Origin of the sequence: Streptomyces acidiscabies (genome assembly GCF_020010905.1) — a bacterium.
Taxonomy (GTDB): domain Bacteria; phylum Actinomycetota; class Actinomycetes; order Streptomycetales; family Streptomycetaceae; genus Streptomyces; species Streptomyces acidiscabies.
In genome coordinates this window covers 4,687,148-4,709,616 of record NZ_JAGJBY010000001.1, presented here as the reverse complement: position 1 = coordinate 4,709,616, position 22,469 = coordinate 4,687,148, and the positions used below count along the sequence as shown (strand labels likewise).

19 protein-coding genes are annotated in these 22,469 nt (G+C 70.8%); 9 read left to right on the top strand and 10 right to left on the bottom strand.

The genetic code is table 11. The features are described from left to right. Positions 1-18: 18 nt before the first annotated feature. The 3 genes from J8M50_RS21630 to J8M50_RS21620 all read right to left on the bottom strand — a co-directional run bounded on the left by J8M50_RS21630 (position 19) and on the right by J8M50_RS21620 (position 3,870). Complete coding sequence (locus tag J8M50_RS21630) at positions 19-993, bottom strand: carbohydrate ABC transporter permease (protein ID WP_010354466.1); 975 nt, start codon at positions 991-993, stop codon at positions 19-21. Positions 994-1,032: 39 nt separating this feature from the next. Beyond that, positions 1,033-2,364 carry an ABC transporter substrate-binding protein gene (locus J8M50_RS21625; protein ID WP_010354467.1) on the bottom strand — a complete coding sequence of 444 codons (1,332 nt, stop codon included), beginning with the start codon at positions 2,362-2,364 and terminating at the stop codon, positions 1,033-1,035. A gap of 246 nt (positions 2,365-2,610) precedes the next feature. Continuing rightward, positions 2,611-3,870: an ROK family transcriptional regulator gene (locus tag J8M50_RS21620; protein ID WP_010354468.1), complete on the bottom strand. Its 1,260-nt coding sequence runs from the start codon at positions 3,868-3,870 to the stop codon at positions 2,611-2,613. A 385-nt stretch (positions 3,871-4,255) separates the two neighbouring features. Here J8M50_RS21620 and J8M50_RS21615 point away from each other — a divergent pair, with 385 nt between their 5' ends. From J8M50_RS21615 to J8M50_RS21595, 5 genes are all read left to right on the top strand, one after another. Beyond that, positions 4,256-5,164: an N-acetylglucosamine kinase gene (locus J8M50_RS21615; protein WP_010354469.1), complete on the top strand. Its 909-nt coding sequence runs from the start codon at positions 4,256-4,258 to the stop codon at positions 5,162-5,164. Between the two features lie 205 nt (positions 5,165-5,369). Next, positions 5,370-7,268, top strand: coding sequence for a phosphatase PAP2 family protein (locus J8M50_RS21610; RefSeq protein WP_010354470.1), 1,899 nt, complete (start codon positions 5,370-5,372; stop codon positions 7,266-7,268). 76 nt (positions 7,269-7,344) lie between these two features. Beyond that, a complete protein-coding gene (locus J8M50_RS21605; RefSeq protein ID WP_078480847.1) occupies positions 7,345-8,949 on the top strand; it encodes a phospholipid carrier-dependent glycosyltransferase in 1,605 nt (534 codons plus the stop codon). A gap of 21 nt (positions 8,950-8,970) precedes the next feature. After that, positions 8,971-9,906 (top strand): MurR/RpiR family transcriptional regulator, encoded by a 936-nt coding sequence (locus tag J8M50_RS21600; RefSeq protein WP_010354473.1) that lies wholly within the window; start codon positions 8,971-8,973, stop codon positions 9,904-9,906. A 148-nt stretch (positions 9,907-10,054) separates the two neighbouring features. Then, the gene (locus J8M50_RS21595) at positions 10,055-10,441 is read left to right on the top strand and encodes a hypothetical protein (RefSeq protein ID WP_010354474.1); all 387 of its coding nucleotides are present in this window, start codon (positions 10,055-10,057) and stop codon (positions 10,439-10,441) included. Between the two features lie 175 nt (positions 10,442-10,616). Here the strand turns inward: J8M50_RS21595 and J8M50_RS21590 are convergent, their stop codons facing one another. Next, positions 10,617-11,318 carry a peptidoglycan-binding domain-containing protein gene (locus J8M50_RS21590; protein WP_059044928.1) on the bottom strand — a complete coding sequence of 234 codons (702 nt, stop codon included), beginning with the start codon at positions 11,316-11,318 and terminating at the stop codon, positions 10,617-10,619. A 212-nt stretch (positions 11,319-11,530) separates the two neighbouring features. Between J8M50_RS21590 and J8M50_RS21585 the strand changes: the two genes are divergently transcribed. The 4 genes from J8M50_RS21585 (at position 11,531) to J8M50_RS21570 (ending at position 16,564) form a co-directional block, all read left to right on the top strand. Further along, on the top strand, positions 11,531-12,379 hold the full coding sequence (locus J8M50_RS21585; protein ID WP_010354477.1) for a bifunctional methylenetetrahydrofolate dehydrogenase/methenyltetrahydrofolate cyclohydrolase: 849 nt from the start codon (positions 11,531-11,533) through the stop codon (positions 12,377-12,379). 71 nt (positions 12,380-12,450) lie between these two features. Continuing rightward, positions 12,451-13,119 carry a TetR family transcriptional regulator gene (locus J8M50_RS21580; RefSeq protein WP_010354478.1) on the top strand — a complete coding sequence of 223 codons (669 nt, stop codon included), beginning with the start codon at positions 12,451-12,453 and terminating at the stop codon, positions 13,117-13,119. Between the two features lie 128 nt (positions 13,120-13,247). Beyond that, entirely contained in the window at positions 13,248-13,652 is a 405-nt protein-coding gene (locus J8M50_RS21575) for a Zn-ribbon domain-containing OB-fold protein (protein ID WP_029183952.1), read from the top strand. A gap of 161 nt (positions 13,653-13,813) precedes the next feature. Further along, the gene (locus J8M50_RS21570; RefSeq protein WP_370516836.1) at positions 13,814-16,564 is read left to right on the top strand and encodes an alpha/beta hydrolase; all 2,751 of its coding nucleotides are present in this window, start codon (positions 13,814-13,816) and stop codon (positions 16,562-16,564) included. Positions 16,565-16,686: 122 nt separating this feature from the next. On the opposite strand, the gene J8M50_RS21565 is transcribed toward J8M50_RS21570, so the two are convergent. From J8M50_RS21565 to J8M50_RS21540, 6 genes are read right to left on the bottom strand one after another with little or no spacing between them, the layout of a single operon-like run. After that, the gene (locus J8M50_RS21565; RefSeq protein WP_010354481.1) at positions 16,687-17,058 is read right to left on the bottom strand and encodes a PPOX class F420-dependent oxidoreductase; all 372 of its coding nucleotides are present in this window, start codon (positions 17,056-17,058) and stop codon (positions 16,687-16,689) included. 17 nt (positions 17,059-17,075) lie between these two features. Next, positions 17,076-18,326 carry a glucarate dehydratase family protein gene (locus J8M50_RS21560; RefSeq protein WP_010354482.1) on the bottom strand — a complete coding sequence of 417 codons (1,251 nt, stop codon included), beginning with the start codon at positions 18,324-18,326 and terminating at the stop codon, positions 17,076-17,078. Further along, positions 18,323-19,225: a 5-dehydro-4-deoxyglucarate dehydratase gene (locus J8M50_RS21555; protein WP_010354483.1), complete on the bottom strand. Its 903-nt coding sequence runs from the start codon at positions 19,223-19,225 to the stop codon at positions 18,323-18,325. Before J8M50_RS21555 ends, J8M50_RS21560 begins: the two co-directional genes overlap by 4 nt. A gap of 23 nt (positions 19,226-19,248) precedes the next feature. Then, positions 19,249-20,190 carry a carbohydrate ABC transporter permease gene (locus J8M50_RS21550; protein ID WP_010354484.1) on the bottom strand — a complete coding sequence of 314 codons (942 nt, stop codon included), beginning with the start codon at positions 20,188-20,190 and terminating at the stop codon, positions 19,249-19,251. Next, the gene (locus J8M50_RS21545) at positions 20,187-21,095 is read right to left on the bottom strand and encodes a carbohydrate ABC transporter permease (protein ID WP_010354485.1); all 909 of its coding nucleotides are present in this window, start codon (positions 21,093-21,095) and stop codon (positions 20,187-20,189) included. The genes J8M50_RS21550 and J8M50_RS21545 overlap by 4 nt, the downstream gene beginning before the upstream one ends. Beyond that, positions 21,092-22,426 (bottom strand): ABC transporter substrate-binding protein, encoded by a 1,335-nt coding sequence (locus J8M50_RS21540; RefSeq protein ID WP_010354486.1) that lies wholly within the window; start codon positions 22,424-22,426, stop codon positions 21,092-21,094. The genes J8M50_RS21545 and J8M50_RS21540 overlap by 4 nt, the downstream gene beginning before the upstream one ends. Positions 22,427-22,469 lie beyond the last annotated feature (43 nt).

The window sequence follows — 22,469 nt, the reverse complement described above, 5'->3', positions numbered from 1 at the left end:
GTCAGACGGCGTCAGGCATTAGTCGTCGTAATGAACCCAATAGCGGCTGGCGATGAAGTTGACCGCCGTGAAGCCCGCGATGACCAGGAAGAGCACCCAGGCCAGCGCCGAGGCGTACCCCATCTGAAGGTCGGTGAAGCCCTTCTTGTAGAGGTACAGGGAGTAGAGCATCGTCGAGTTGAGCGGCCCGCCCGAGCCGTTGCTGATGACGAACGCGGGGGTGAAGGTCTTGAACGCGTCGATGATCTGGAGGACGACGTTGAAGAAGACGATCGGGGTGAGCAGCGGCAGGGTGATCTTGAAGAACCGGGTCGCCGGGCCGGCGCCGTCGATCTCGGCGGCCTCGTAGACGTCCCTGGGGAGCTGCTTGAGTCCGGCCAGGAAGATGACCATCGGGGTGCCGAACTGCCAGACGGCGAGCAGGATCAGCGTGTAGAGCGCGGTGTCGGGGCTGGAGATCCAGTCCTGGCCCTTGATGCCGAACCAGCCGAGGAAGTCGTTGAACAGGCCGTCCCCGCCGAAGACTTGCCGCCACACGATGGCGACGGCGACCGCGCCGCCGAGCAGCGAGGGCAGGTAGAACGCGGCCCGGTAGAAGCCGATGCCCTTGATGTCCCGGTTGAGGAGCATGGCCACGCCGAGCGCGAGGCCGAGCTTGAGCGGGACGGAGACGACGACATACAGCAGGGTCGCGTGGACCGAGTCCCAGAAGACCGGGTCGTCGGTGAACATCCGCTCGTAGTTGGCGGTGCCGACCCACTTCTCCGGGGTGAGCAGGTCGAAGTCGGTGAACGACAGGTACAGCGAGTCGAGCATCGGATAGATCGTCAGCCCGAACAGGCCCACGAACCATGGGGCCAGGAAGAGGTACGGCCACCAGCCGCCGCCTCGCTTCCTCGCGAGGCGGCGCCGCTGCCGGTCGCGCTCCCGCTGGTCGGAGGGGGTCGCCGCAGGCGACTCCTTCACGACCTCGTCGGTCTTCGCGGTGGTCATACTCATCTCCCTGGCCCTCTTTTTCGTACGTAGGCCCGCTCAGGCGGACAGAATGCCTGCCGCCTGATCGAAGAACTTGCCCGACTGCGACTTGATGGTGGCCTTGCCGAAGGCCACGGCGAGGTTCGACTGGAACAGCAGGTCCCAGATCTGGTCGGCGCCCTGCGGCGGCGGCACCGGGTTGGGCAGCACGTTGGCGGCCTTGCCGACCCGCTGGGAGATGTAGTCGGCGCTCGCCATGTTCAGCTTGTCGGTCGCGGTGAGGCCGGAGGCGATCAGGTTGCGGGCCTTCTCCGTCGGCGGGATGCCGCGCAGCAGCTGCATGTCCTTGATCGCGGAGTCGTTCTGCGCGAAGAAGGAGATGATCTTGACGGAGTCGGCGATCCGCTTGCTGGTCTTGGTGGCGCTCAGCAGCACACCGCCGTTGACGTAGTTGCCTTCCCGCGCGCCGGACCAGTTGCCCTGCGGGGTGGGCAGGAAGTCGAGCTGCGCGTCGGTGATCGAGCCGCCCGCGCCGTAGACGCCGGAGTCGAAGGTGAACAGCGCCTTGCCGATGACGACCGCGTTCTTCGTGAGGTCGTTGTGGGCGGCCGACGTGATCGCGGCCGGCGGGCAGGCGTTGGTCTTGCGCATCTCGGCCCAGAACTCCCACCACTCCTGGAGGGTGTCCGGGGTGAAGCCGATCTTCTTGCCGTCGTCCGAGAAGAACTGCTGGCCCTTCTCGCGGGCGAAGATCTCGAAGCACTGGAGGGTCCCGCCGCCGCCGTCGTCGACGCCGTACGTCTTGCCGCCGCTCTTCTTGTAGATCTCCTGGCTGATCGCCTTGAGGTCGTTCCAGGTCCACTCGCGGTCCGGGAGCTTCAGGCCGAGCTTCTCCAGCGCGCTGCGGTTGACGGTGAGCTGGTTGACGCCGATGCCGGAGGGGACGCCGTAGAGCTTGCCGTCGACGGTGCCGGCGGCCAGGAGCGTCTTGGAGAAGCCGGTGAGGTCCAGGGACTTGCCGACGTACTCGTCGATCGGCGCGAGGACGCCCTTGCGTGCGTACTGCGCGACGAGCGCGGTGTCCATCTGCATCAGGTCGGGGGCGGAACCGCCCGCGACGTTGGTGTTGAACTTGTCGAAGTATCCGTCGTACCCCTGGTAGGTCTCCTGGATCTCGATCTTCGAGTTGTCCTTCTGGAAGGTAGCAAGCGCTTTCTTGTACGCCGCGTGACGCTGGTCGCTGCCCCACCAGGTCATCGTCAGCTTGGAGTTGCTGCTGCCCGCTCCCGTGCCGCCGCCGCAGGCGGTCAGCGTGGTGCCGAGCGCCGTCGCGACGGTGATGCCGCTCGCGGCGCGGAAGATGGTTCTGCGCGAGATCTGGTGACCCACCGGGTCCCTCCCTGGATGTGCGTGACGGAATCTTCCGGCCGGTGAGGCGGCTCGGGGTCCTGTTACTGGAGTGCGCTCATGGTCCGCGACCTCGCCCGGTCGCGCCACCTCGACGAGCGGGATCCGCCCACGAACACGCCCTCGTGGGTCCGTACGGTCCGTACGGCCGGATTCGCCGCTCTGTGCCGGGGTCCCGCCCGGCTAGAAAGCGCTTGTCCGGACATTGGCAGAAGCTGACGGAGTCCGTCAATGCCTCTTGTCCGACCCCTCGGTCACGGTTTGGATTCCCCGGGCCACCGCGAGGCGCGCCGCGCCGGCCACCGTGGCGTCCTCACCGACCTCGCTGCCGACCACCTCGGTGGGCCAGCTCAGCCGCGCGAGTTCGGCCCGGACACCCGGCAGGAGCTGCGGGTTCGCGCCGATCCCGCCGCCCAGCACGATCAGGCCCGGGTCCAGTACGGCGACGGCGGCAGCCGCCAGCCTGCCCACCTCCCGGGCGTGTCCGGCGACGAACCGTGCCGCCGCCTCGTGCCCGTTTCCGGCCAGCGCGAAGAGTTCGGCGGCGCCCTCCGGTACGCAACCCTCCGTCCACCCCTCGCGCACTCTGCGCATCAGCGAGCCCGCGCCGACGTACGCCTCCATGCCCTCCAGCACGGACTCCCGGTCCGGCAGCCACGGGTACGGCAGCCGCGCGATCTCCCCGGCGGCGCCACCGGCTCCCCGCAGCACGTGTCCGCCGACGACGATCCCGAGGCCGATGCCGTAGCCGACCTGGAGGTACCCGAAGGTGTGCCGCCCCTTGGCCGCGCCCTCGTGGAGTTCGGCGAGGGCGGCGCAGTTGACGTTGTTCTCGATGTGGACGGGGAGGTGGGAGGGGAGGGCCAGGGCGTCTATGGCTGCGGCGATGGAAGGGGTGGCGGGGTAAGGGCGGGACGGGGGGTGGGTGTCGGAGGCCGGGTCGGCGCCGGAGGCTGGGCGGGCGCCGGAGGCGGGGCGGGGGTCAGCGGCGAGGCGATCATCGTCTTGTATGCCCGCACCTCGCCCGCCCGCACCCGGCCCGCTCACCCCCCGTACGCCACCCCCAAGCCGCACCACATCCGGTACCGCCACCACCACCCCCCGCACCGGCCCCAGCTCCTCCCGCGCCAACCCCCACAACACCCCCCGCACAACCTCCGCCGGATTCCCCTCCTCACGCGCCGTGTGCGACGCGACGACCGTCCCGTCCAGCGTGCACGCGCGAACCGCCGTATGCGTGGAGCCGAGGTCCACCGCGAGGACCGTTCCGGCGGCGGGGCCGATGCGGTAGACGGCGGCCGAGCGGCCGGTCGTGCCGCTCGTCGTGCCCGTGCGCGCGGCCAGGCCCGCCGACTCCAGTTCGGCCACCGCGCTGGAGACCGTCGGCTTGGACAGGCCCGCGAGCTGGGCCAGCCGGGGCCGGGTGACGTCGCCCGCCTCCGCGAGGACGGTGAAGACCGCGCCCGCGCTCTCACTCAGGTGCTGCACAGCTCCCCCAACAGAAAAGGTCGGCGAGCACTCCGGCGCATTGTGTCGCCGGAGTTACGAATGATTGAATGTCTGGACAGCCAGCGACCGACATCCGCCGTATGACAACGGTGTCGCCTCCCATACGCAGGCAGAACGGGTCACCCACCCGTCACCTGCGGAACGCGGCTCTCACAGGGTGCACAACAACCTCTTGACGCACCCTACTTCGTTAGTTAGCTTCCTAACGAAATCCCTACGGTACTCGCCTGCCGTGTCCGACCGAAGCCCGTCCCGGGGCTTCCCGAGAAAGTTCAAGATCCGTTCACACTCCGCACGGTTCGCCCGCCGTCGCAGCTCAGCGCACACGCCCGGCGCTGTTGATGTCTCGACGAAGGAAGAACCCGTGCAGGACGCACCCCCCTCACGCCCGCTCCTGGTCGGCATCGACGTGGGCGGCACCAAGACGCACCTCCGCGCGCTCGCGGGGGACGAGACGGTCGCCGACCACGTCCGTGCCAGCAGCGGCTGGCGCCCGCACGACACCGACGCCGCCGCCCGCTGGCTCGCCGACCTCGTGAGCGAGGCGCTGCCGCCGGGCGCGCGTCCGTCCGCCGTCGCGGTGGGCGCGCACGCCTGCGAGACGCCGCGCCAGTGCGCGGACATCCGTACCGCCCTGCAAGAACTTCTCGGCGTCCCCGCGTCGATCGTCGGGGACGCCGAACTCCTCGTGCCCGCCGCCGGGCTGAACCAAGGGGTCGGGCTCGTCGCCGGCACCGGCTCGGTCGCGGTGGGCCGGCTCGCGGACGGCTCGGCGGTCCAGGTCGGCGGCTGGGGCGCGGTCCTCGGCGACGAGGGCGGCGCCGCCGGTCTGGTCCGCGAGGCGGCGCGCGCCTCCTGGGCCGCGCACGACCGGGGGGAGGCCCCCGACTCCCTGGCCCAAGGGCTCGTCGAGGCGCTCGGCGTGCCCGAAGTCCCGGCGCTGGGCGCGGCGTTGGAGAGCGCGGCCAACGCCTCCTCCGACTGGGGGCGGCACGCGCCGGTCGTCTTCTCCGCCGCCGCCTCCGGCTCCCCCGTCGCCCACGCCGTCATCGCCGAGGCCGGCCAGGCCCTCGCGGCGCTCGTCGCCCGGCTCGCCGCGCGCGGGGTGCCGGTGGACGACGTGGTGGTGGCGGGCGGGACCGTCCTCGGCCAGCCGGTGCTGTACGACGCGTTCACGGCGGGCCTCGCCGAGGCCGTACCCGGCGCGAAGGCACGGCCGCTCACGGTGGCGCCGGTCGAGGGGGCGGTGGCGCTGGCCCGCGCGCTCCTGTAGAACTCTCTCTCCTTATATATGTGCACGGCGTCGGCCGAACTGCCCGTTCACCCACGGGACATGATCCGGTTACCGTTCCCACCCGGAACGGTCACGACTCCGCCGTAGATCTTCGCTGGTACGCATCACCCGGCTCAGTCGACGGCAGTTGCCTCCGAGCCGCACCCGATCGCACGATCCTTGTCGCTTCCAGAGAGGCACCCGCATGTCGTCCCCCGTCGCAGTGAACAGAAGGCGTTTCCTCAAGACCTCCGTGGGCGGTTCGGCCGCGCTGGTGGCCGCGCCGACGCTCGTGTCGTGGCTCGGCGCCGCCGACGCCAAGGCCGCGACCCCGGCTCCGGCGGCGTTCGTCGACGACTACAAGACGAACATCCCCGCGAACCTCACGCCCGAGACGAACGCCGTGGTGCGCGTCCTCGGCGGGATGACGAAGGTCTGGAAGACCGGCGACGCCTGGAACACCGGCACCGTCCTGGACCGCGAGGTGCTGCGCGCCAACGTGCGCTACAGCATCCAGCTCACGCACGCGCGCACCGAGGCCCAGGGCAAGGAGGCGTTCGTCTACGACCGCCAGCACCAGAGCTACGCGACGATCGGCGGCCTCGGCCCGCTGGCCCCGCTGTACCGCTCCGGCGCCAAGGCGGTCACCTCGATCACCGCCGCGCCCGACGGCGTCCCGGCGACGAAGATCGACGACGCCGTCCCGGCCGACGCGCCCGCCGGTTCCGCGCTCGGCGCCGGTTCGCACGACTCGGACCTCGGTCTGGTCGCCACGCTCGTCGACACCCTGCGCGGCAACTACGCGTCCGGCAACCAGGGCAAGTACGCCTACCAGTACCCGCGCCCGTGGCGCATGAACGAGGACAGCCAGGTCGTCGACACCGGCAAGACCGACGATCTCGGCTTCCCGGTCTACGACTCGAAGGTCGTCGTCGTCCCGCAGCTGCTGCGCCAGCGCAACATGTCGCCCAAGGACGACGGCGGCTACCCGAGCGGCCACACCAACGCCTTCCACCTGGCCTCGCTCGCCTACGCGTACGCCGTCCCGGAGCGCTTCCAGGAGCTGGTGACCCGGGGCATCGAGCTGAGCCACACCCGGATCATGTCCGGCATGCACTCCACGGTCGACGTGATCGGCGGCCGGATCATGGCCACCGCGCTCGCCGCCGCGACCCTCGCCGACCCGGCGAACGCCGAGCTGAAGGCCGCCGCGCGCGCCCAGGCGCTGGCGTACTTCACGGCGAAGACCGGCACGAACGCGAACACCCTGTACGCGTACGCCCACTCGGACGCCTCCGACAGGTACGCCCACCGCGAGGCCAACGCCCACCTGGTCGAGCCGAAGCTGACGTACGTCCTGCCCCGCAGGGGCCGCAAGACCCCGCTGACCGTCCCGAAGGGCGCCGAGGTCCTCCTGGAGACCCGCCAGCCGTACCTGACGGCCGCACAGCGCCGCGCGGTGCTGCGGACGACCGCGCTGGAGTCCGGGTACGTCCTGCTGGACGGCTTCGAGCAGTGGGGCCGCCTGAACCTGTTCGCGGCGGCGGACGGCTACGGCTCCTTCGAGTCGAATGTCACGGTCACCATGGACGCGGCCAAGCACGGCTTCCACGCGGCCGACGCCTGGCGCAACGACATCGACGGCCCCGGCGGTCTGATCAAGAAGGGCTCCGGCACGCTCACCCTCACCGGCCACAACCGCTACCACGGCGGCACGGCTCTCAAGGAGGGCACGCTCGTGGCCGGTCACGCCAACGCGCTGGGCGAGGGCCATGTCACCCTCACGGGCGGCACCCTCAGCGCCGCGCTGCCGGTGCGGGTGCGCGGCCCCTGGACGCAGGGCGCCGCGACGCTCGACCTGACGGTCGCCAAGGGCCACGGCACCCTGCTCACCGTCTCCGGCCGGGCCCGTCTGGAGAAGGGCGCCACGCTGGTGCTGAACCTCGACGCCAAGCACCCGCCGGCCGCCGGGACGGTCGTCCACGTCCTGCACGCCACCCAGCTGCGCGGCCAGTTCGACAAGGTGAAGCTGAACTCGGCCCACCTGCGCGCCGTACCCCACTACACGGCGGACGGTCTGTCGGTACGACTCGTGAAGCGGTGACGTAACCGAGGGGTGGGAGCGGCCTAATCTGGGCAGAACGGGCGCTCCCGCCCCGTACGGTCACCTAGGGCGGACGATGGCGAGCACAGCACTCCTGCGAGACCCCCCGGCACTCGTCCGGGCCCGTCAACGCCCTTGGCTGGTCCCCCTGTTGGTGTTCCTGCTGCTGGCCCAGATGGCGGCGGCCATGGTGACGACGGCCGTCCAGCAGACGCCGACGATCGACGAGCCGGTGTACGTCGGGACGGCGGCCGACTACCTGCACGCGCACGAGGTCCGCTACAATCCCGAGCACCCGCCGCTGGGGAAGCTGATCGTGGCCCTCGGCGTGGCCGTCGCCGATCCGCACGTCGACGATCAATTCACCGGCAACCAGGGCGCGTTGGGCCGTCACCTGCTGTACGAGTCCGGCAACGACCCCTGGGACGTGATGTTCTGGGCCCGGTTGCCCGTCATCGCCCTGACGCTGCTGTTCGGCCTGGTCGTCTTCTTCTTCGCGCGGGACGTCGCCGGGCGCGCGGCGGCCTTCGTCGCGCTCGCGCTGTACGCGTTCTCGCCGGACGTCATCGCACACGGTTCGCTGGCCACGCTGGACGTCCCGGCGGCTGGGTTCCTGCTGACGTCGGCGTGGCTGCTGTGGCGGGCGGACCGGAATCCCCGGCTGTATCTCGCCCTGGCCGGGCTGGCGTTGGGGGCGGCGCTGGCGACGAAGATGAGCACGCTGACGGCCGTACCGGTGTTCGCGGGGCTGGCGGTGGTGTCGCTCTGGCGGGCAGGTTGGCGCAAGGCGCTGTTGGGTGCGTGCGGGGTCGTGGTGGCGGCGTTCGTCGTCGTGTGGGTGTCGTATCTCGTCGTCGATCCCCGGTTGCGGTGGAGTCCGGCGCCGGGTGAGGTTCCGTCAATTCATGGTCTGCGGGGGCTGGTTGTGGATCTGCTGCCGGTGCCGGAGTCGTACCGGGACGGGATGCGGGTGCAGTTCAGGTTCGAGAACCAGCAGTGGCAGGGGTTCCTGTTCGGGCAGGTCTACAGCGGGTCGCGGTGGTACTACCTGCCGGCCGCGCTGCTGGTGAAGACGCCGCTGGGGATGATCGCGCTGTGGGTGGCGGGCGTGGTGGCGATGCTGTCGGTGCCGAGGCTGCGGCGCGCCGCTGTGTATGTGCTGGTGCCGACAGGGGTGTTGCTGGCGTCGGCGATGACGGGGGCGCGGGATCTGGGGACGCGGTACGCGGTGTTCGTGCCCATGTTCCTTGCCGTGGCTGCGGGTTGTGCGCTGGCGCTGCGGCGGGTGTGGGTGGTGTGGGCGCTGGTGGCGTTCGTCGCGGTGAGTTCGCTGCGGACGTTTCCCTACTATCTGCCGTACTCCAACGAGGCGTTCGGGGGTCCGTCCCGTACGCATCTGCGGCTGCACGACTCCAACGTGGACTGGGGGCAGGATCTCGGGCGGCTCGCGGAGGAGTACCGGGGTGAGCCGATGTGGCTCGTGTACAAGGGGGCCGGGGTGCCGTCGTACTACGGCGTCGAGGCGAGCGATCCGCTGACCGTGCCGATCGAGCGGGTCCGGGGGCTGCTGGTCGTGTCGGACTCGGCGGCGGCGAAGGCGAAGGGGCGGCTCGCCGAGCTGCTGCGGACCAGCCGGGCGGTGGACGAGGTGGGGTACTCGATCACCGTCTACCGGCGGTGATCCTGGGTTATGTTGAGGCGCGTGGGAGACACAGGAGGAGGCTCCGGGCCCTCGGAGCAGCAGGCACGGGCGCAGGCGTCGGCGATCACCTCGGGGAAGGCCGTACCGGAGACGGAGCTGTCCCCGGCCTCGCAGCTGCGGGCCCTGTTCGACGGTCCGCACCTCTCCCCCGGCCAGCGGCGCATCGCGCAGTACCTGATCGAGCACCTCACCGAGGCGTCCCTCCTGTCGATCACCGACCTCGCCGAGCGCGTCGGGGTGAGCCAGCCCTCGGTGACCCGGTTCGCGGCGGCCGTCGGCTTCAGCGGCTACCCGGCGCTCAGGGAGCGGCTCCAGGCGCTGGCGCTCGGGGCGCACGGCACGGCCGAGGTGAACCGGGGCAACGAACTCCAGGCGGCGGTGGACGCCGAGATCCGCAACCTGGAGAACCTGCGCCGTGACTTCGCCGACCCGGACCAGGTCATCGAGGTGGGCCGGGGTCTGTCGGAGTCGACGCCGCTGACCGTGCTGGGCCTGAGGATCTCGGCGTCGCTCGCCGAGTACTTCACGTACGCGGCGCGCCGGGTCCACCCGGACGTGCGGCCGGTGACGCGCGGCGGGAGCGTCGCCTACGACGCGCTGCTCCAGGCCCGGGCGGCGGGCGGGACGTGGGTGCTGGCGTTCTCGATGCCCCGGCACGCGCACGAGACGCTGACGGCGGTGCGGGTGGCGCGCGGGGCGGGCCTGAAGGTGGCGCTGATCACGGACCTGGCGCTGGGCCCGCTGGCCGACGAGGCGGACGCGGTGTTCGCGACGGGGACCGGGTCGCGGCTGGTGTTCGACTCGTACGCGGCGCCGGGCGTGATGGCGGCGGCGCTGCTCCAGGCCATGACGGACGCGGGCCCGGAGCGGACGCAGGCGCGGCTGGAGGAGTACGAGCAGGTGGCCGACCGCCACCACTTCTTCCTGCCTGACTGACTGACTGCCTGACTGCCTGATGCCGCTTACGCGCCGGTAACCGGAGCGTGGAGTTCCCCTGGCGAGGCGGTGAATGTTTCCATACGTCTTGCAAAGGCGACGGCATATATAAATACTGCTCCGGTCGCACTGCCGCACATCGGAAGCCATGCTCATGAGTCTCACGACGACGCGCCTCAGCCCGGACTGGCCCCGCCACGTCAAGACGCCCGGCAGTTACGACTGGGAGCGTTCGGCCGTCAAATGGCTGCGCGACCTGGTGCCCGCGCGCTACGCGGGCTATCCGGCGCTGCTGCGCCACCCGGTCCTGCTCGCCCGGCACGCGCACCTCCAGGTCCAGCAGGAGGTCCGGGTGGCCCGCACGGCGCTCCAGACGGCCCGCGCCGACCTGCCGGCCCTCGGCCTGCACGAGGCGGCGATCGAGCACACGATCAAGATGTACGCCGCCGAGCTGACACAGCTCCAGCACCTGGCGCGCGGCGTGCGGGCGGTCGCGGAGGCGCTGGCGGCTCAGTCGTCCCCCTTGCGGCGCTGACGCCAGTACCAGACCAGCCCCGCCAGCAGGGCCACCAGGAAGATCACGGGCAGGACGAGGCCCGGGACGCGCGAGACGGACATGGCACGGCTTTCGGCTCGGTGGGCCGGAGTGCCGGACGCCCACCGGCCCACTGTGCATAGTGACATGGGACACAGTCACCGAGCCCCGTGTGTCAGGAGGTGCGCGACTCCAGGTCGTGGCGCGTGTTGTCGCCGTACACCCCGGACTCGTCGCCCCGGATGCCGTACCAGACCTGGAAACGGGCCACGGCCTCGGTGAGTGTCGCGTCGTACTCGCCGTCGGTGGCGCCGTGGTCGTACACGTTCGGGATGCGGCGCAGGCGCTCCTGGAGGGTGACGACCTCGGGGCCGGTGGCGCCCTCGCGCAGGACGCCGGTGGTGTCGGGGGCCTCGCCGGGCTCCTCGGCGGGGGCGCTCGGGGTCGGGGTCGGTGCCGGGTTCTGCTGGGCGGGGGCGCTGCTGACCGGGGGCCGGGCCGCCGCCGCGTCGCTCTGGCGGCCGGGCAGCAGGAGGATCGCGGCGGCGAAGCCGACCAGGGCGGCGGCGGAGATCGCGATGACCCCGGCCGCTCTGCGCACGCCCTTGCCGGTGGCGGGCGGCGGCGGTGGCGGGGCCGTGCGGCGGCGCGGGGGCAGGGGCGGGAGCGGCGGGATGCGCTGGGTCTGCGGCTCCTTGGAGACGGTCACCGCCTCGTAGGCGCGGGTCTTCTCCTGGTCCGGCGGGTCGTCGACGCTCAGCTCGGTCAGTTCGCGGAACAGGTCCGCGAGCGCGTCGGTGCGGCGTGGTCGGAGCACCACGATGGGTTCCAGGACCTCACGCTCGAACGGTTCGCCACTGGTCTCCGGTGTCGGCACGCCGGTCTCCCCTCTCCTGTGATCCCTCCGGAGAGATACGGGTGGGTGGCGGGAGTGGTTCAGTGACGTGGGCGGCCGGTGATTTTCGTACGACCGCACAATCCGTCCGGCGCGGGGTACCCCACTCGGGCGACGTACGATGGAGTGACGGGGGCCGAGGACGTCACCGGCCTCCCGACCGGCGTCTTCGTCCCGAAGGGTTTTCTCCTCCCGTGACCACCGCGACACTTCTCGACGGCAAGGCCGCTGCGGCCGACATCAAGACCGAGCTGGCCCAGCGGGTGAGTGCGCTCAAGGAGCGCGGGATCACCCCCGGCCTCGGCACCATCCTGGTCGGCGAGGACCCGGGCAGCCGCTCCTACGTCGGCGGCAAGCACCGCGACTGCGCGCAGGTCGGCATCGCCTCCATCCGCGTCGAACTCCCCGCCGACGCCTCGCAGGCGGACGTGGAGGCGGCGGTCCTGCGCCTCAACGAGGACCCGGCCTGCACCGGCTTCATCGTCCAGCTCCCGCTGCCCGCGCACATCGACACGCACGCGGTCCTCGAAATGATCGACCCCCGCAAGGACGCGGACGGCCTGCACCCCACCAACCTCGGCCGGCTGGTCCTCGGCATCCCGGGCCCGCTGCCCTGCACCCCGCGCGGCATCATCGACCTGCTGCGCCGCAACAACGTGGCCATCACCGGCCAGCAGTTCTGCGTCATCGGCTGCGGCATCACCGTCGGCCGTCCGCTGGGCCTGATGCTGACGCGCTCCACCGAGCACGCCACGGTGACGCTGTGTCACGAGGCCACGCAGGACGTCGCCGCGCACGCCCGGGTCGCCGACGTGGTGGTGGCCGCCGCCGGTGTCGCCCACCTCGTCACCCCGGACTGGATCAAGCCCGGCGCGACCGTCCTGTCCGTCGGCCTGACCCGCACGGTCGAGGGCATCCTCGGCGACGTCCACCCGGACGTGAGCGACGTCGCGGGCTCGTACTCGCCGCCGGTCGGCGGGGTGGGTCCGATGACGCGGGCGATGCTGCTGACGAACGTGGTCGAGGCGGCGGAGCGGCAGTAGCACTCAGTACCTCCGTGGCAGGGAACTGAGTGCCATCGCGTGCTACGTTCCCTGCCATGAGCAAGCCCTCCATGCGGGACGCGCTGGTCGCGGCGGCCTTCCGGCTGTTTCTGGAGCGCGGGTACGAGCAGACCACGGTGGACGACATCGTGGCGCTCGCCGGGGTCGGACGGCGGTCCTTCTTCCGGTACTTCCCCTCCAAGGAGGACGTGGTCTTCCCCGACCACGAGCGGTGCCTCGCCGACATGACCGCGTTCCTCGCCGAGGACGACACGGGGTTCGAGCCGGTGCGGCGGGTCTGCGACGCGGCCCGCCTCGTCCTGCGGATGTACGCCGAGAACCCCTCCTTCTCCGTCCAGCGCTACCGGCTCACCAAACGCGTCCCGGGGCTGCGGGCCTACGAGTTGTCGGTCGTGTGGCGGTACGAGCGGGCGCTGGCCGAGTATCTGCGCCAGCGGTTCGCCGGGCTCCCGGACGGGATCCTGCGCGCGGACGTCATCGCCGCCGCCGTGGTCGCGGCGCACAACAACGCGCTGCGGTCGTGGCTGCGTTCGGACGGTGCGGGGGACGCGAGCGCGATGGTGGACCACGCGCTGGAGTACGTCCAGTCGACCTACAGCTCCCCCTCTCCCGCGCCGGTGGCCGAACACCCCGAGGACGTCGTCGTGGTCGTCTCCCGGCGGGGTGCGCCGCTGTGGCGGGTGGTCCAGGAGATCGAGACGACACTCGGCCGAAGCTGAGGAGCCCTGATTTCCGGGGTACGCAGTGCCTTTACGACTGGCACTGAGTGCCATACGCTGCTCGTGTGCACGGTGGCACACGCGAGCGCCCCGTGCCGTTCCGTCCGGGCGAGCGCAGGGAGATCAGCGTGTACCACCACACGAACGCCACGCAGCGGGCGGCCGGCGGGGCCGCCGTACTCGACCGGCGCACCGTCGACCACGAGGCGATCCTCTTCCAGCGCTGCAACTACTGCGGTACGGCGATGTACCACCGGCTGCTGTGCCCGGTGTGCCGGGGCAGCGACCTGCGTACGGAGCGCGCCGAGGGCACCGGCACCGTCCGGCACACGACGGTCGTGCACCGCAACACCCCGGCCGCGCGGAACGTGTCGATGGTCGAGATGGCCGAGGGGTTCGTCGTACGCGGCCGGGTCATCGGACCGGCGATCGGGATCCACAGCGGGGACCGGGTGCGGCTGACGACCGCCCAGGACCCGGTGCGGGGCGAGCCGGTGTTCCAGCTGCTCGAAGAGCCGTACCGGTCCTGGTAGTCGGCCGGGTTACCGGTCGGGCATCTTCTTGAAAGTTTCAGAACTGGCTGAAAAACGTTGGCCGTTGATCCGAACAGAGATCCCACAGCCAACCCATAGGACATGCTTCGCATCCTCAGTGACGTGCGAGGCACCCGGTTCCGACGGGACGCCCGCACTCCATGTGCGAGGAGGCAACTCCCTTGTCCCGTTCCCGGCGAATAGGTGTCACCGCTGTGGCCGCGCTCGCGGTCCTGGCGGGTTCACCGGGGTTGGCCACGGCGCAGGAAGCGCCGTCGGCAGCGAACATGCTTCCGCCCGGCTGGCGAATATCCGGCCATGATCTGCTGTGGCGCGCGCCGCAGCCCGTGCCCATGGGCGACGCGCGTGTGGAGTTCCACGCGAACGGCCGTCTCCTGGGCCTCCCCGAACAGGCCGCCGACGGCCGTACGTTCACTCTTCCCCTCGACGACGCCGCGCAGGCCGAGCAGCTCACGCGGCTCCAAGTGCAGTCGAGCGGGCGCCGGTTGGACGCCGAGGAGTCCGGGGCCCGGTCCTCCCTCGCCGCTCCGCAGGCCGCTCCCGCGCTGCCGGTCAACCCGGTCGATCCCGGCAAGCCGGGCCCGTACCGCACGACGCGCGGCGAGTACTCCCTGCCCTCCGTGAAACTCCCCGGCTTCAAGGTGCCCGTGGAGATGCGGGGTCTGGTGATCGCGCCGAAGGGTGCCGCCGGGAAGCGTCCCGTGGCGCTGTTCCTGCACGGCCGCCACTCGACGTGCTTCAAGCCGGGCGGCGGTGACGACTCCGCCACCGGCGACTGGCCGTGCGCCAAGGGCTTCAAGGAGATCCCCAGCTACCAGGGGTACGTGAAGGACCAGCAACTCCTCGCGTCCCAGGGCTATGTGACGGTCTCCATCTCAGCGAACGGCATCAACGGCCAGGACTGGGAGGCCGAGGACGCGGGCGCCCAGGCCCGTTCCTCGCTGGTCCGCCGTCACCTGGCCGACTGGGCGGACTGGGCCGCGAAGCCGTCGTCCGCACCCGCGGTCGTCCGCAGCGCGCCGAAGACGGACCTGTCGAAGGTGCTGCTCGTCGGGCACTCGCGCGGCGGTGAGGGTGTCAACCGCGCGGCGATGGACAGCCTCTACCCGCCGCCGGCCGCCGAGGACGGCGCGCCCGGCAAGGCGCGCTGGCACGTCAGCGGCACCGTCCTGATCGGGCCGACGATCTTCGGCCAGAATCCGGTGGCCGACGTCCCGTCCGCGACGATCCTCCCGGGCTGCGACGGCGACGTCTCCGACCTCCAGGGCGAGGTGTACGTCGACGGCACGCGCGGCGTCAGCAACGGCAAGGCGCTGCACAGCGCGGTGTACGTGGTCGGCGCCAACCACAACTACTTCAACACGGAGTGGACGCCGGGCAAGGCTCAGGCCCCCGCCTGGGACGACTTCGGCAGCGACCCCGACCACCCCGACCCGATCTGCACCCCCGGCAAGGCGACCCGCCTGACCGCCGACCAGCAGCACCAGGTCGGCTCCGTCTACATCGCCGCCGCCGCGCGCCTGTTCGTCGCCGGCGACGACCGGGTCCGCCCGCTCCTCGACGGTACGTCCGTGCGCGCCGCCTCCGCCGGGAAGGCGCAGGTCCTCACGCACGCCGTGGGCGCGAACCGGGGTGCCGGGTTCCTGCCGGACGGCGCGGTGAGCGTGTCCGGCGCCCGCCTGTGCGACGAGGTCAACGCCGACGAGAAGAAGGGCTGCGGACTCGACCGGGCCAAGGGCTCCTCACCGCACTTCGCGCAGTGGGACACCCAGCGGGAGAGCGGCCGTCGCGCGGTCGCCGTCTCCTGGACCAAGCCGGGTACGGCCGCGCGGATCACCCCCGCGAAGGCGCTCTCGCTGGCCGGTTCCTCCTCCGTCGCCCTGCGCCTCTTCGTCCCGCCGAACACCAGGGGCACGCAGTTCGACGTCACGCTCGTCGACTCCGCGAACCGGCGCGCGGGGCTCGGTCGGGTCACCGTGGACGGGCTGCCCGGCTCCGCGCAGACCGCCTCCTACTGGGCGCGTGAGGTCCGGGTCCCGCTGAAGACGGCGCGGACGTTCGACCTCAAGCGCGTCAAGTCCCTTGAGATCACGCCGCGTTCGAAGTCGGGCAAGGCGTGGCTGATCGACGCGTGGGGCTGGCGTGCCGGTACCCCCGCCGCGCAGGCCGCCGCGCTGCCGCGTGTCGACGTCGGCCGGCTCACGGTCCTGGAGGGCTCCTCCGGGACGCGTACCTACCGGATACCGGTGAAGGTGTCCGGGAAGGGCAGCGGGCAGGTCCGCTACTACGTCCTGGACCCCAAGTCCGGGACGGCCACGGACAAGGTGGTGACCGTCCGGCCGGGCGCGAACGCCATCGACGTACCGGTGATGGTCAAGGGCGACACCCGGTTCGGGTACGACCTCCAGCAGGACATCGTCGTGAAGGCGGTGCACGGCGCGGTCGTCGGCAAGTACCGGGGCGGGGTCACCGCGAAGAACGACGACCCGGAGCCCAAGGCGACGCTCGTACCGGTGGCCGACAAGGTGACCGAGGGCGGGACGCTGCTGTGGCGGGTCACGCAGTCGGAGACCGCGGACGTCGACATCTGGCACCCGATCCGGCTCGTCCCGGTGACCGAGGGGGCCGAGCTGTCCACGAAGGACGTCGATCCGAAGTGGCTGGAGGACAACTCGGGCCAGAAGCCGGACCCGGAGCGCCCGCTGTCCCAGGCGGACGTCTGGGTGTGGGTGGTCGTCGAGGCCGGGAAGACCACGGCGGACTTCGACGTGCGGACCGTCAAGGACTCGGTGACCGAGCCGGTGGAGTCGGTACGCGCTGTGCTGACCGACCAGGACGGCAAGGAGATTCCGGGGACGGGCGTCACGGGAACGGTGACGGACGCGTCGTAAGGTCGGCGTGAGGTCGGCGTGAGGTCGGCGTGAGGTCGGTGCGAGGTCGGTGCGATTTTAGGATCGTACGACTGGAGGGGTACGAGCCGCAGGTGGCTCGTACCCCTCTCTCATGTCAGCTTTCATGTCAGCGTGATGCGGATGCCGACGGTCCCGTCCAGCCCGCGCCGCAGCTTGCTCCCGAACAGCGTGAGCCGGCCGATGATCCCGTACTTCCGGGCGATCAGCGTCCGGTACCGGGCCGTCGTCTCCGCGTCGCAGATCTCCGCCGTCCCCGGAACCGGCTCCCCCTTCGGGTTGCCCCGGGCGTCGCAGGGACCGACCAGCACGTCCCCGCGCGCCCTGATCCGCTTGACCTTCCAGGAGCCGGACGCCGTCCACGCGCCCAGCGCGTCACCGTCGGGCACCACCCACACCGGCGTCGCAACACCGGTCCCGTTCTTGCGGTAGCTGGTGATGAGCAGATACTTTCCCGCAGCCAGATCCTGTGTCATGCCCGCAGTCTAGGGACCTACCAGCGCGGAAGCTTCAGCTCGTACTCGGGCTGGAAGTTCTGGATGTAGCCGGTGTCGTCGCGACCGCGCATCCCGGAGTCGAGATAGCGGCGGTGCAGGCGCTCCAGGACGTCGTGGTCGAGGTCGACGCCGAGGCCAGGTCCGGTCGGGACCTTCACCTCGCCGCCCTCGATCTTCAACGGCCCCCCGACGATGACCTCGTCGCCGCTGTTCCACGGGTAGTGCGTGTCGCAGGAGTGGTCGAGGTTGGGGATCGCGGCGGCGACGTGGGTCATCGCGGCGAGGCTGATGCCGAGGTGCGAGTTGGAGTGCATGGACAGCTTGATGCCGAACGCCTCGCAGACGGCGGCGAGTTCACGGGTGCGGCGCAGGCCGCCCCAGTAGTGATGGTCCGTCAGCAGGACCTGGATCGCGTTCTGTTCGATCGCCGGCTTGAGGTGTTCCCAGGCGATGACGCACATGTTGGTGGCGAGCGGCATCGGCGCGGTCCTGGCGACCTCGGCCATGCCCTCGATGCCCCGGGTCGGGTCCTCCAAGTACTCCAGGACGCCGTCGAGTTGCTCGGCGACGTACCGCGAAGTCTCCACGGTCCAGGCGACGTTGGGGTCCAGGCGCAGGGGCCGGCCGGGGAACGCCTCGGCCAGGGCGCGGATCGCGGCGATCTCCTCGTCGGGCGGGAAGACGCCGCCCTTCAGCTTGAACGACGTGAACCCGTACCGCTCCTGCATGAGCCGGGCCTGCTCGACGATCCCGGCGGGGTCGAGGGCGGCGCCCCAGTCGTCGGTGATCGCGGGACGGCCGTCCAGCTCGGGGTGTTCGGCCCACTTGTAGAAGAGGTACGCCGCGAACGGCACCGCGTCGCGGACCTTGCCGCCGAGGAGGTCGCTGACCGGGCGGCCGAGGAGCTTGCCCTGCGCGTCGAGGCAGGCGACCTCGACGGCGGAGTGGGTCCAGCCGCGCTCGTGGGAACTCGGAACGGTCGGCCGGAGCGCCTTGTCGATGGCGGCGCCGATCGCGGTCGCGTCGAAGACGTCCATGCCGACGACCGTCTTCGCGGCGATCTCAAGTCGCTCCAGGCGCGCGGCGCCGCCGGGGGACTCGCCGAGGCCCACCGTGCCGTCCTCCAGGACGAGTTGGAGGATGATCCGCAGGGCGAGGGGCTCGTGGCAGCCGTTGGAGTTGAGGAGCGGCGGGTCGGAGAACGCGATCGGGGTGATGATCAGTTCGCGGATGCGGGTGGCGCTCATGCGGCGACGGTCTCCAGTCCATGGTCGAGGAGTTTCGCGAGCCTGTCGAGGTGGTCCGGGCTCGGGTCGACGAGGGGGGCGCGGACGCCGCCGACGTCCAGGCCGCGCAGCGTGACCCCGGCCTTGACCAGGGCGACAGCGTATCCGGGGACCTCGTCGCGCAGGGCGACGAGGGGGGCGTAGAACTCGTCGAGGAGGGTGGCGACGAGGGCCGTGTCCCCCTCGGCGAGCGCCCGGTGGAAGGCGAGGGCGATCTCGGGGGCGAAGGCGAAGACGGCCGAGGAGTAGAGGTCGACGCCGATGCCCTGGTAGGCGGGGGCGGTCATCTCTGCGGTGGGCAGGCCGTTGAAGAACTGGAACTCCGGCTGCCGCGCGCGCACCCGGCGCACGATGCGGTGCAGGCGCTCCAGGTCGCCGAGGCCGTCCTTGAGGCCGACGACGTTCGGCAGGGCGGCGATCTCGGCGGCCGTGTCCTCGGTGAGGCGGGCCGTCCCGCGCTGGTAGAAGATCGCCGGGAGACCGGTGGCGGCGGTGACCTCGGCTGCGTACCGGACCAGGCCCTGCTGGGGCGCGGTGACCAGGTACGGCGGGAGCAGCAGGATGCCGTCGGCTCCGGCGCGGGCGGCGCGTACGGCGTGGTCGCGGGCGACCGGGGTGGGCCCGCCGGCCGCCGCGAGGACCGGGACGCGTCCGGCGGTCGTCTCGACGGCGACCCGGGTGGCGCGCTCGACCTCGTCCGGGGTGAGGGCGTGGAACTCGCCGGTCCCGCAGGCGACGAAGACGCCGCCCGCGCCCGCCGCGACACCGCCCTCGATGTGCTGGGCAAGGCGGTCCTCGTCGAGGCCGCCGTCCCTGTCGAAGGGGGTGACCGGGAAGAACAGCACTCCGTGGAACTTCATGTCTTCTCTCAACTGGGAGTGTTTCAGCCCTTGGTGGCACCGGCCGCGATGCCGGTGACCAGCGAGCGCTGGAGGAGCAGGTAGACGATCAGGCTGGGGACCAGGGCGATGACCGCGCCGGCCAGCAGCACCCCGGAGCCGACCTCGGGGTCCGTACGCAGGACCGACAGGGCGACGGTGACCGTGTAGTCGCTGGGGTCCTTGGAGGCGATGAGGGGCAGCAGGTACTGGTCCCAGATCATCACGAAGCCGAGGACACCCGCGACGCCGAGGGCCGGCTTGCACAGCGGGAGGACGACCTGCCACAGCATGCGGAACTCGCCGACGCCGTCCAGGCGGGCCGCTTCCTCGATCTCGATGGGGATGTCCTTCATGAACTCCGTCAGCAGCATGATCGAGAAGCCCCAGGCGCCGAGCGGCAGGATGACGCCGAACGCGGTGCCCTTCAGGTCGATGCCGAGGACGGGTACGTGGCCGAGGACCAGGGAGAGCGGGATCGCGATGACCTCCTCGGGCAGCATCATCGTCAGCATGAACAGCGTGAGGACGAGGGCCTGGCCCCGGAATTTGTGCCGGGCGAGCGCGTAGGCGGCCAGCACCGAGACGGCGAGCTGGAGCAGGAGGGCGCCGCCCGCGATGACCAGGGAGTTCGTGAAGTAGTCCCAGATGCTGCGCTCGTTCGCGACCTTGAAGTTGAGCAGCGTGGGGTGGTGCGGGAGGAACGACAGGTCGGAGCCGCTGGGGTTCTTCGAGAACGCTCCCGCGAAGATCGTCAGGAAGGGCGCGGCGAAGACGCCGAGCGCGATCAGGCAGAGCAGGATCCGCAGCGCCCAGGCGACGCCGGGGCGGTCGTTCCAGCCGAGGGCGGTGTCGAAGCGGGCCGGGGTGGTGCGGGCGGCCTTGGCGGTACGGCCGCGCGCGGGGGCCTGCGGCGCGCTGACGGGGTCGATGACAGGTGCGCTCATCGGGCGTCTCCCCTCTTGCGGAAGTAGTTGACCGTGACGGTCAGCAGGAGCGTCACGCACAGGAGGACCACGGAGGCCGCCGAGGCGCCGCCGATGTCGTTGCGGGTGAAGCCGAGCGTGTAGGCGCGGGTCATCCAGACCTCGGTGGAACCGGCCGGGCCGCCGCCGGTGAGGACGTACACCTCGGTGAAGACACGCAGGCCACGGATGGCGGCGAGGGTGAGGACGATGCCGATCGCCGGGCGGATCGCGGGGATCGTGATGTACCGCAGGCGCTGCCACAGGGAGACGCCGTCCATCGCGGCGGCCTCGTACTGCGAGCGGTCGACGCCCGCGAGGCCGGCCAGGATGATCACCATGTTGTAGGGGGCGGCCATCCAGATGCCCATGGCCATCGTCGACCACAGCGCGGTGCCGGGGTTGTCGAGGAACTGGGTCGGGCCGAGGCCGAGGAAGCCCAGGCCGTGGTTGAGGAGGCCGTCCGAGGTCGGGTAGTACATCAGCCGCCACAGCTCGCCGACGACCGCGGTCGCGGTGACGACCGGCAGGAAGACAGCCGTACGGACGATCTTCAGCGAGCGACTCTGGCCCTCCAGGAGCAGGGCGAGCGCGAAGCCGACGAGGATGCCGCCGACGGACTGGCCGAGGCCGAGGGTCAGGGTGTGTCCTACGGCGTCCTGGAAGCGGTGGTCGCTCAGGACGCGGGTGTAGTTGTCCAGGCCCACCCACTGGTCGCCTAGGAACGGGCGCACCTTGAAGAAGCTGAGCCAGATGCCCTTGGCCATCGGCCAGAACTTGAAGACGAGGGCGAGGAGCAGGCCGGGGGCGAGGAACACCCAGGGCAGGACGCTCCTCTTGCTGATCCCCCGGGCGCGGCGCACCGGGGTCGGGGTGGTCGCGGTCATTTCAGCAGGTCCTGGTCCTTGAGGTCACCGGCGAGGGTGTCGTTCAGCTCCTTGAGACCGGAGCGGACGTTCCCTCCGCAGTAGGTGAAGATCGAGTTCAGCGCGTCGGCGGTGTCCTGGCGGAAGGGGGCCCAGTCGAGGGCGTTCGGGAACTGCACGGAGGCGTCCTCGTACGCCTTCTGTACGACGCCCCAGCGCGGGTCGTCGTGCACGGTCGCCGCGTTCAGCATGGAGTTCACGGGGATGCGGACGACGGGCTGGTGGTCGCCGGTCATCGCGAGCTTCTGCCCTTCCGGTGAGACCAGGAACGCGGCGAGGGCCTGTTCCTGCTTGTCCTTGCCGGTCTCGGCGCCGAAGTAGACGTTCTCGCCGTCCGCCAGGACGTCGTTGTTGCCGGCGGGCCCCGCCGGGGCCTGGACGACCTCGAACTTGTCCTTGCCGAGCACCGTGTCGAACGTGGCGATGTTGTACGGGCCGGTGAGGTACATACCGGCGTTGCCGTCCTGGAAGTTGGTGGCGTTGCTCGTCATCGCGGTGATCGCGCCGGGCTGGATGACAGCGTTGTCTTCGGTGCAGAACAGGTTCTTCTTCAGCCAGGTGACCGCGTTCACCGCCGCGTCCGAGTCCATGACCGGCCGGTAGCCGCCGGCCTTCGTGGGCTCGATGATCCGCGCGCCCGACTGCCACAGGTAGCTCGCGCCCCACCAGGCGACGTAGCCGTTCTGGGCGCTGCCCGGGACGACCATCCCGTACGTGTCCTTCTTGCCGTCGCCGTCCGGGTCCTTGTCCGCGAACGCCTTCGCCAGGGTCAGCATCTCGGCCCACGTCCTCGGGACGGGCAGGCCGAGTTTCTCGCGCCAGTCCTTCCTGATGAACAGGGTGAACGCCTGGCGGGAGTACGGGACGCCGTAGTGCCCGCCGTCCAGGCCGACCGTCGTGGCCCAGGTCTTGGCGTCGATCTGGCCGCCGCCCGCGATCGTCGCCGGGTCGATCCGCTTCAGGAGGCCCTGGCTCTGGTAACTGCCCATCAGCGCCGTGTCGTTGATCATCACGTCCGGGAGGTCCTTGGTGGACGCGCGCGCCTGGAGCTGCTGGTCGAAGTTGACGACCGGCTGGTAGTCGACCTTGATGCCGGTCTTCTTCGTGAACGCGGCGAACACGCGTTTGTACGTCTCCGCGGGGTCCGGGTTGCTGCGGGTCCAGACCTCCAGGGTGTTCGGGTCGCCACTGTTCGCTCCGCTGGATCCGCCGCCGCACGCGGCGACCCCGAACATCAGCGCCGCGGCACCGAGACCGGCGGCCAGGCGGCGACTTCGTCGGCGATCCACCATGGGCACTCTCCGTTCATATCCGTGAACTCGCTTCACGAATCTA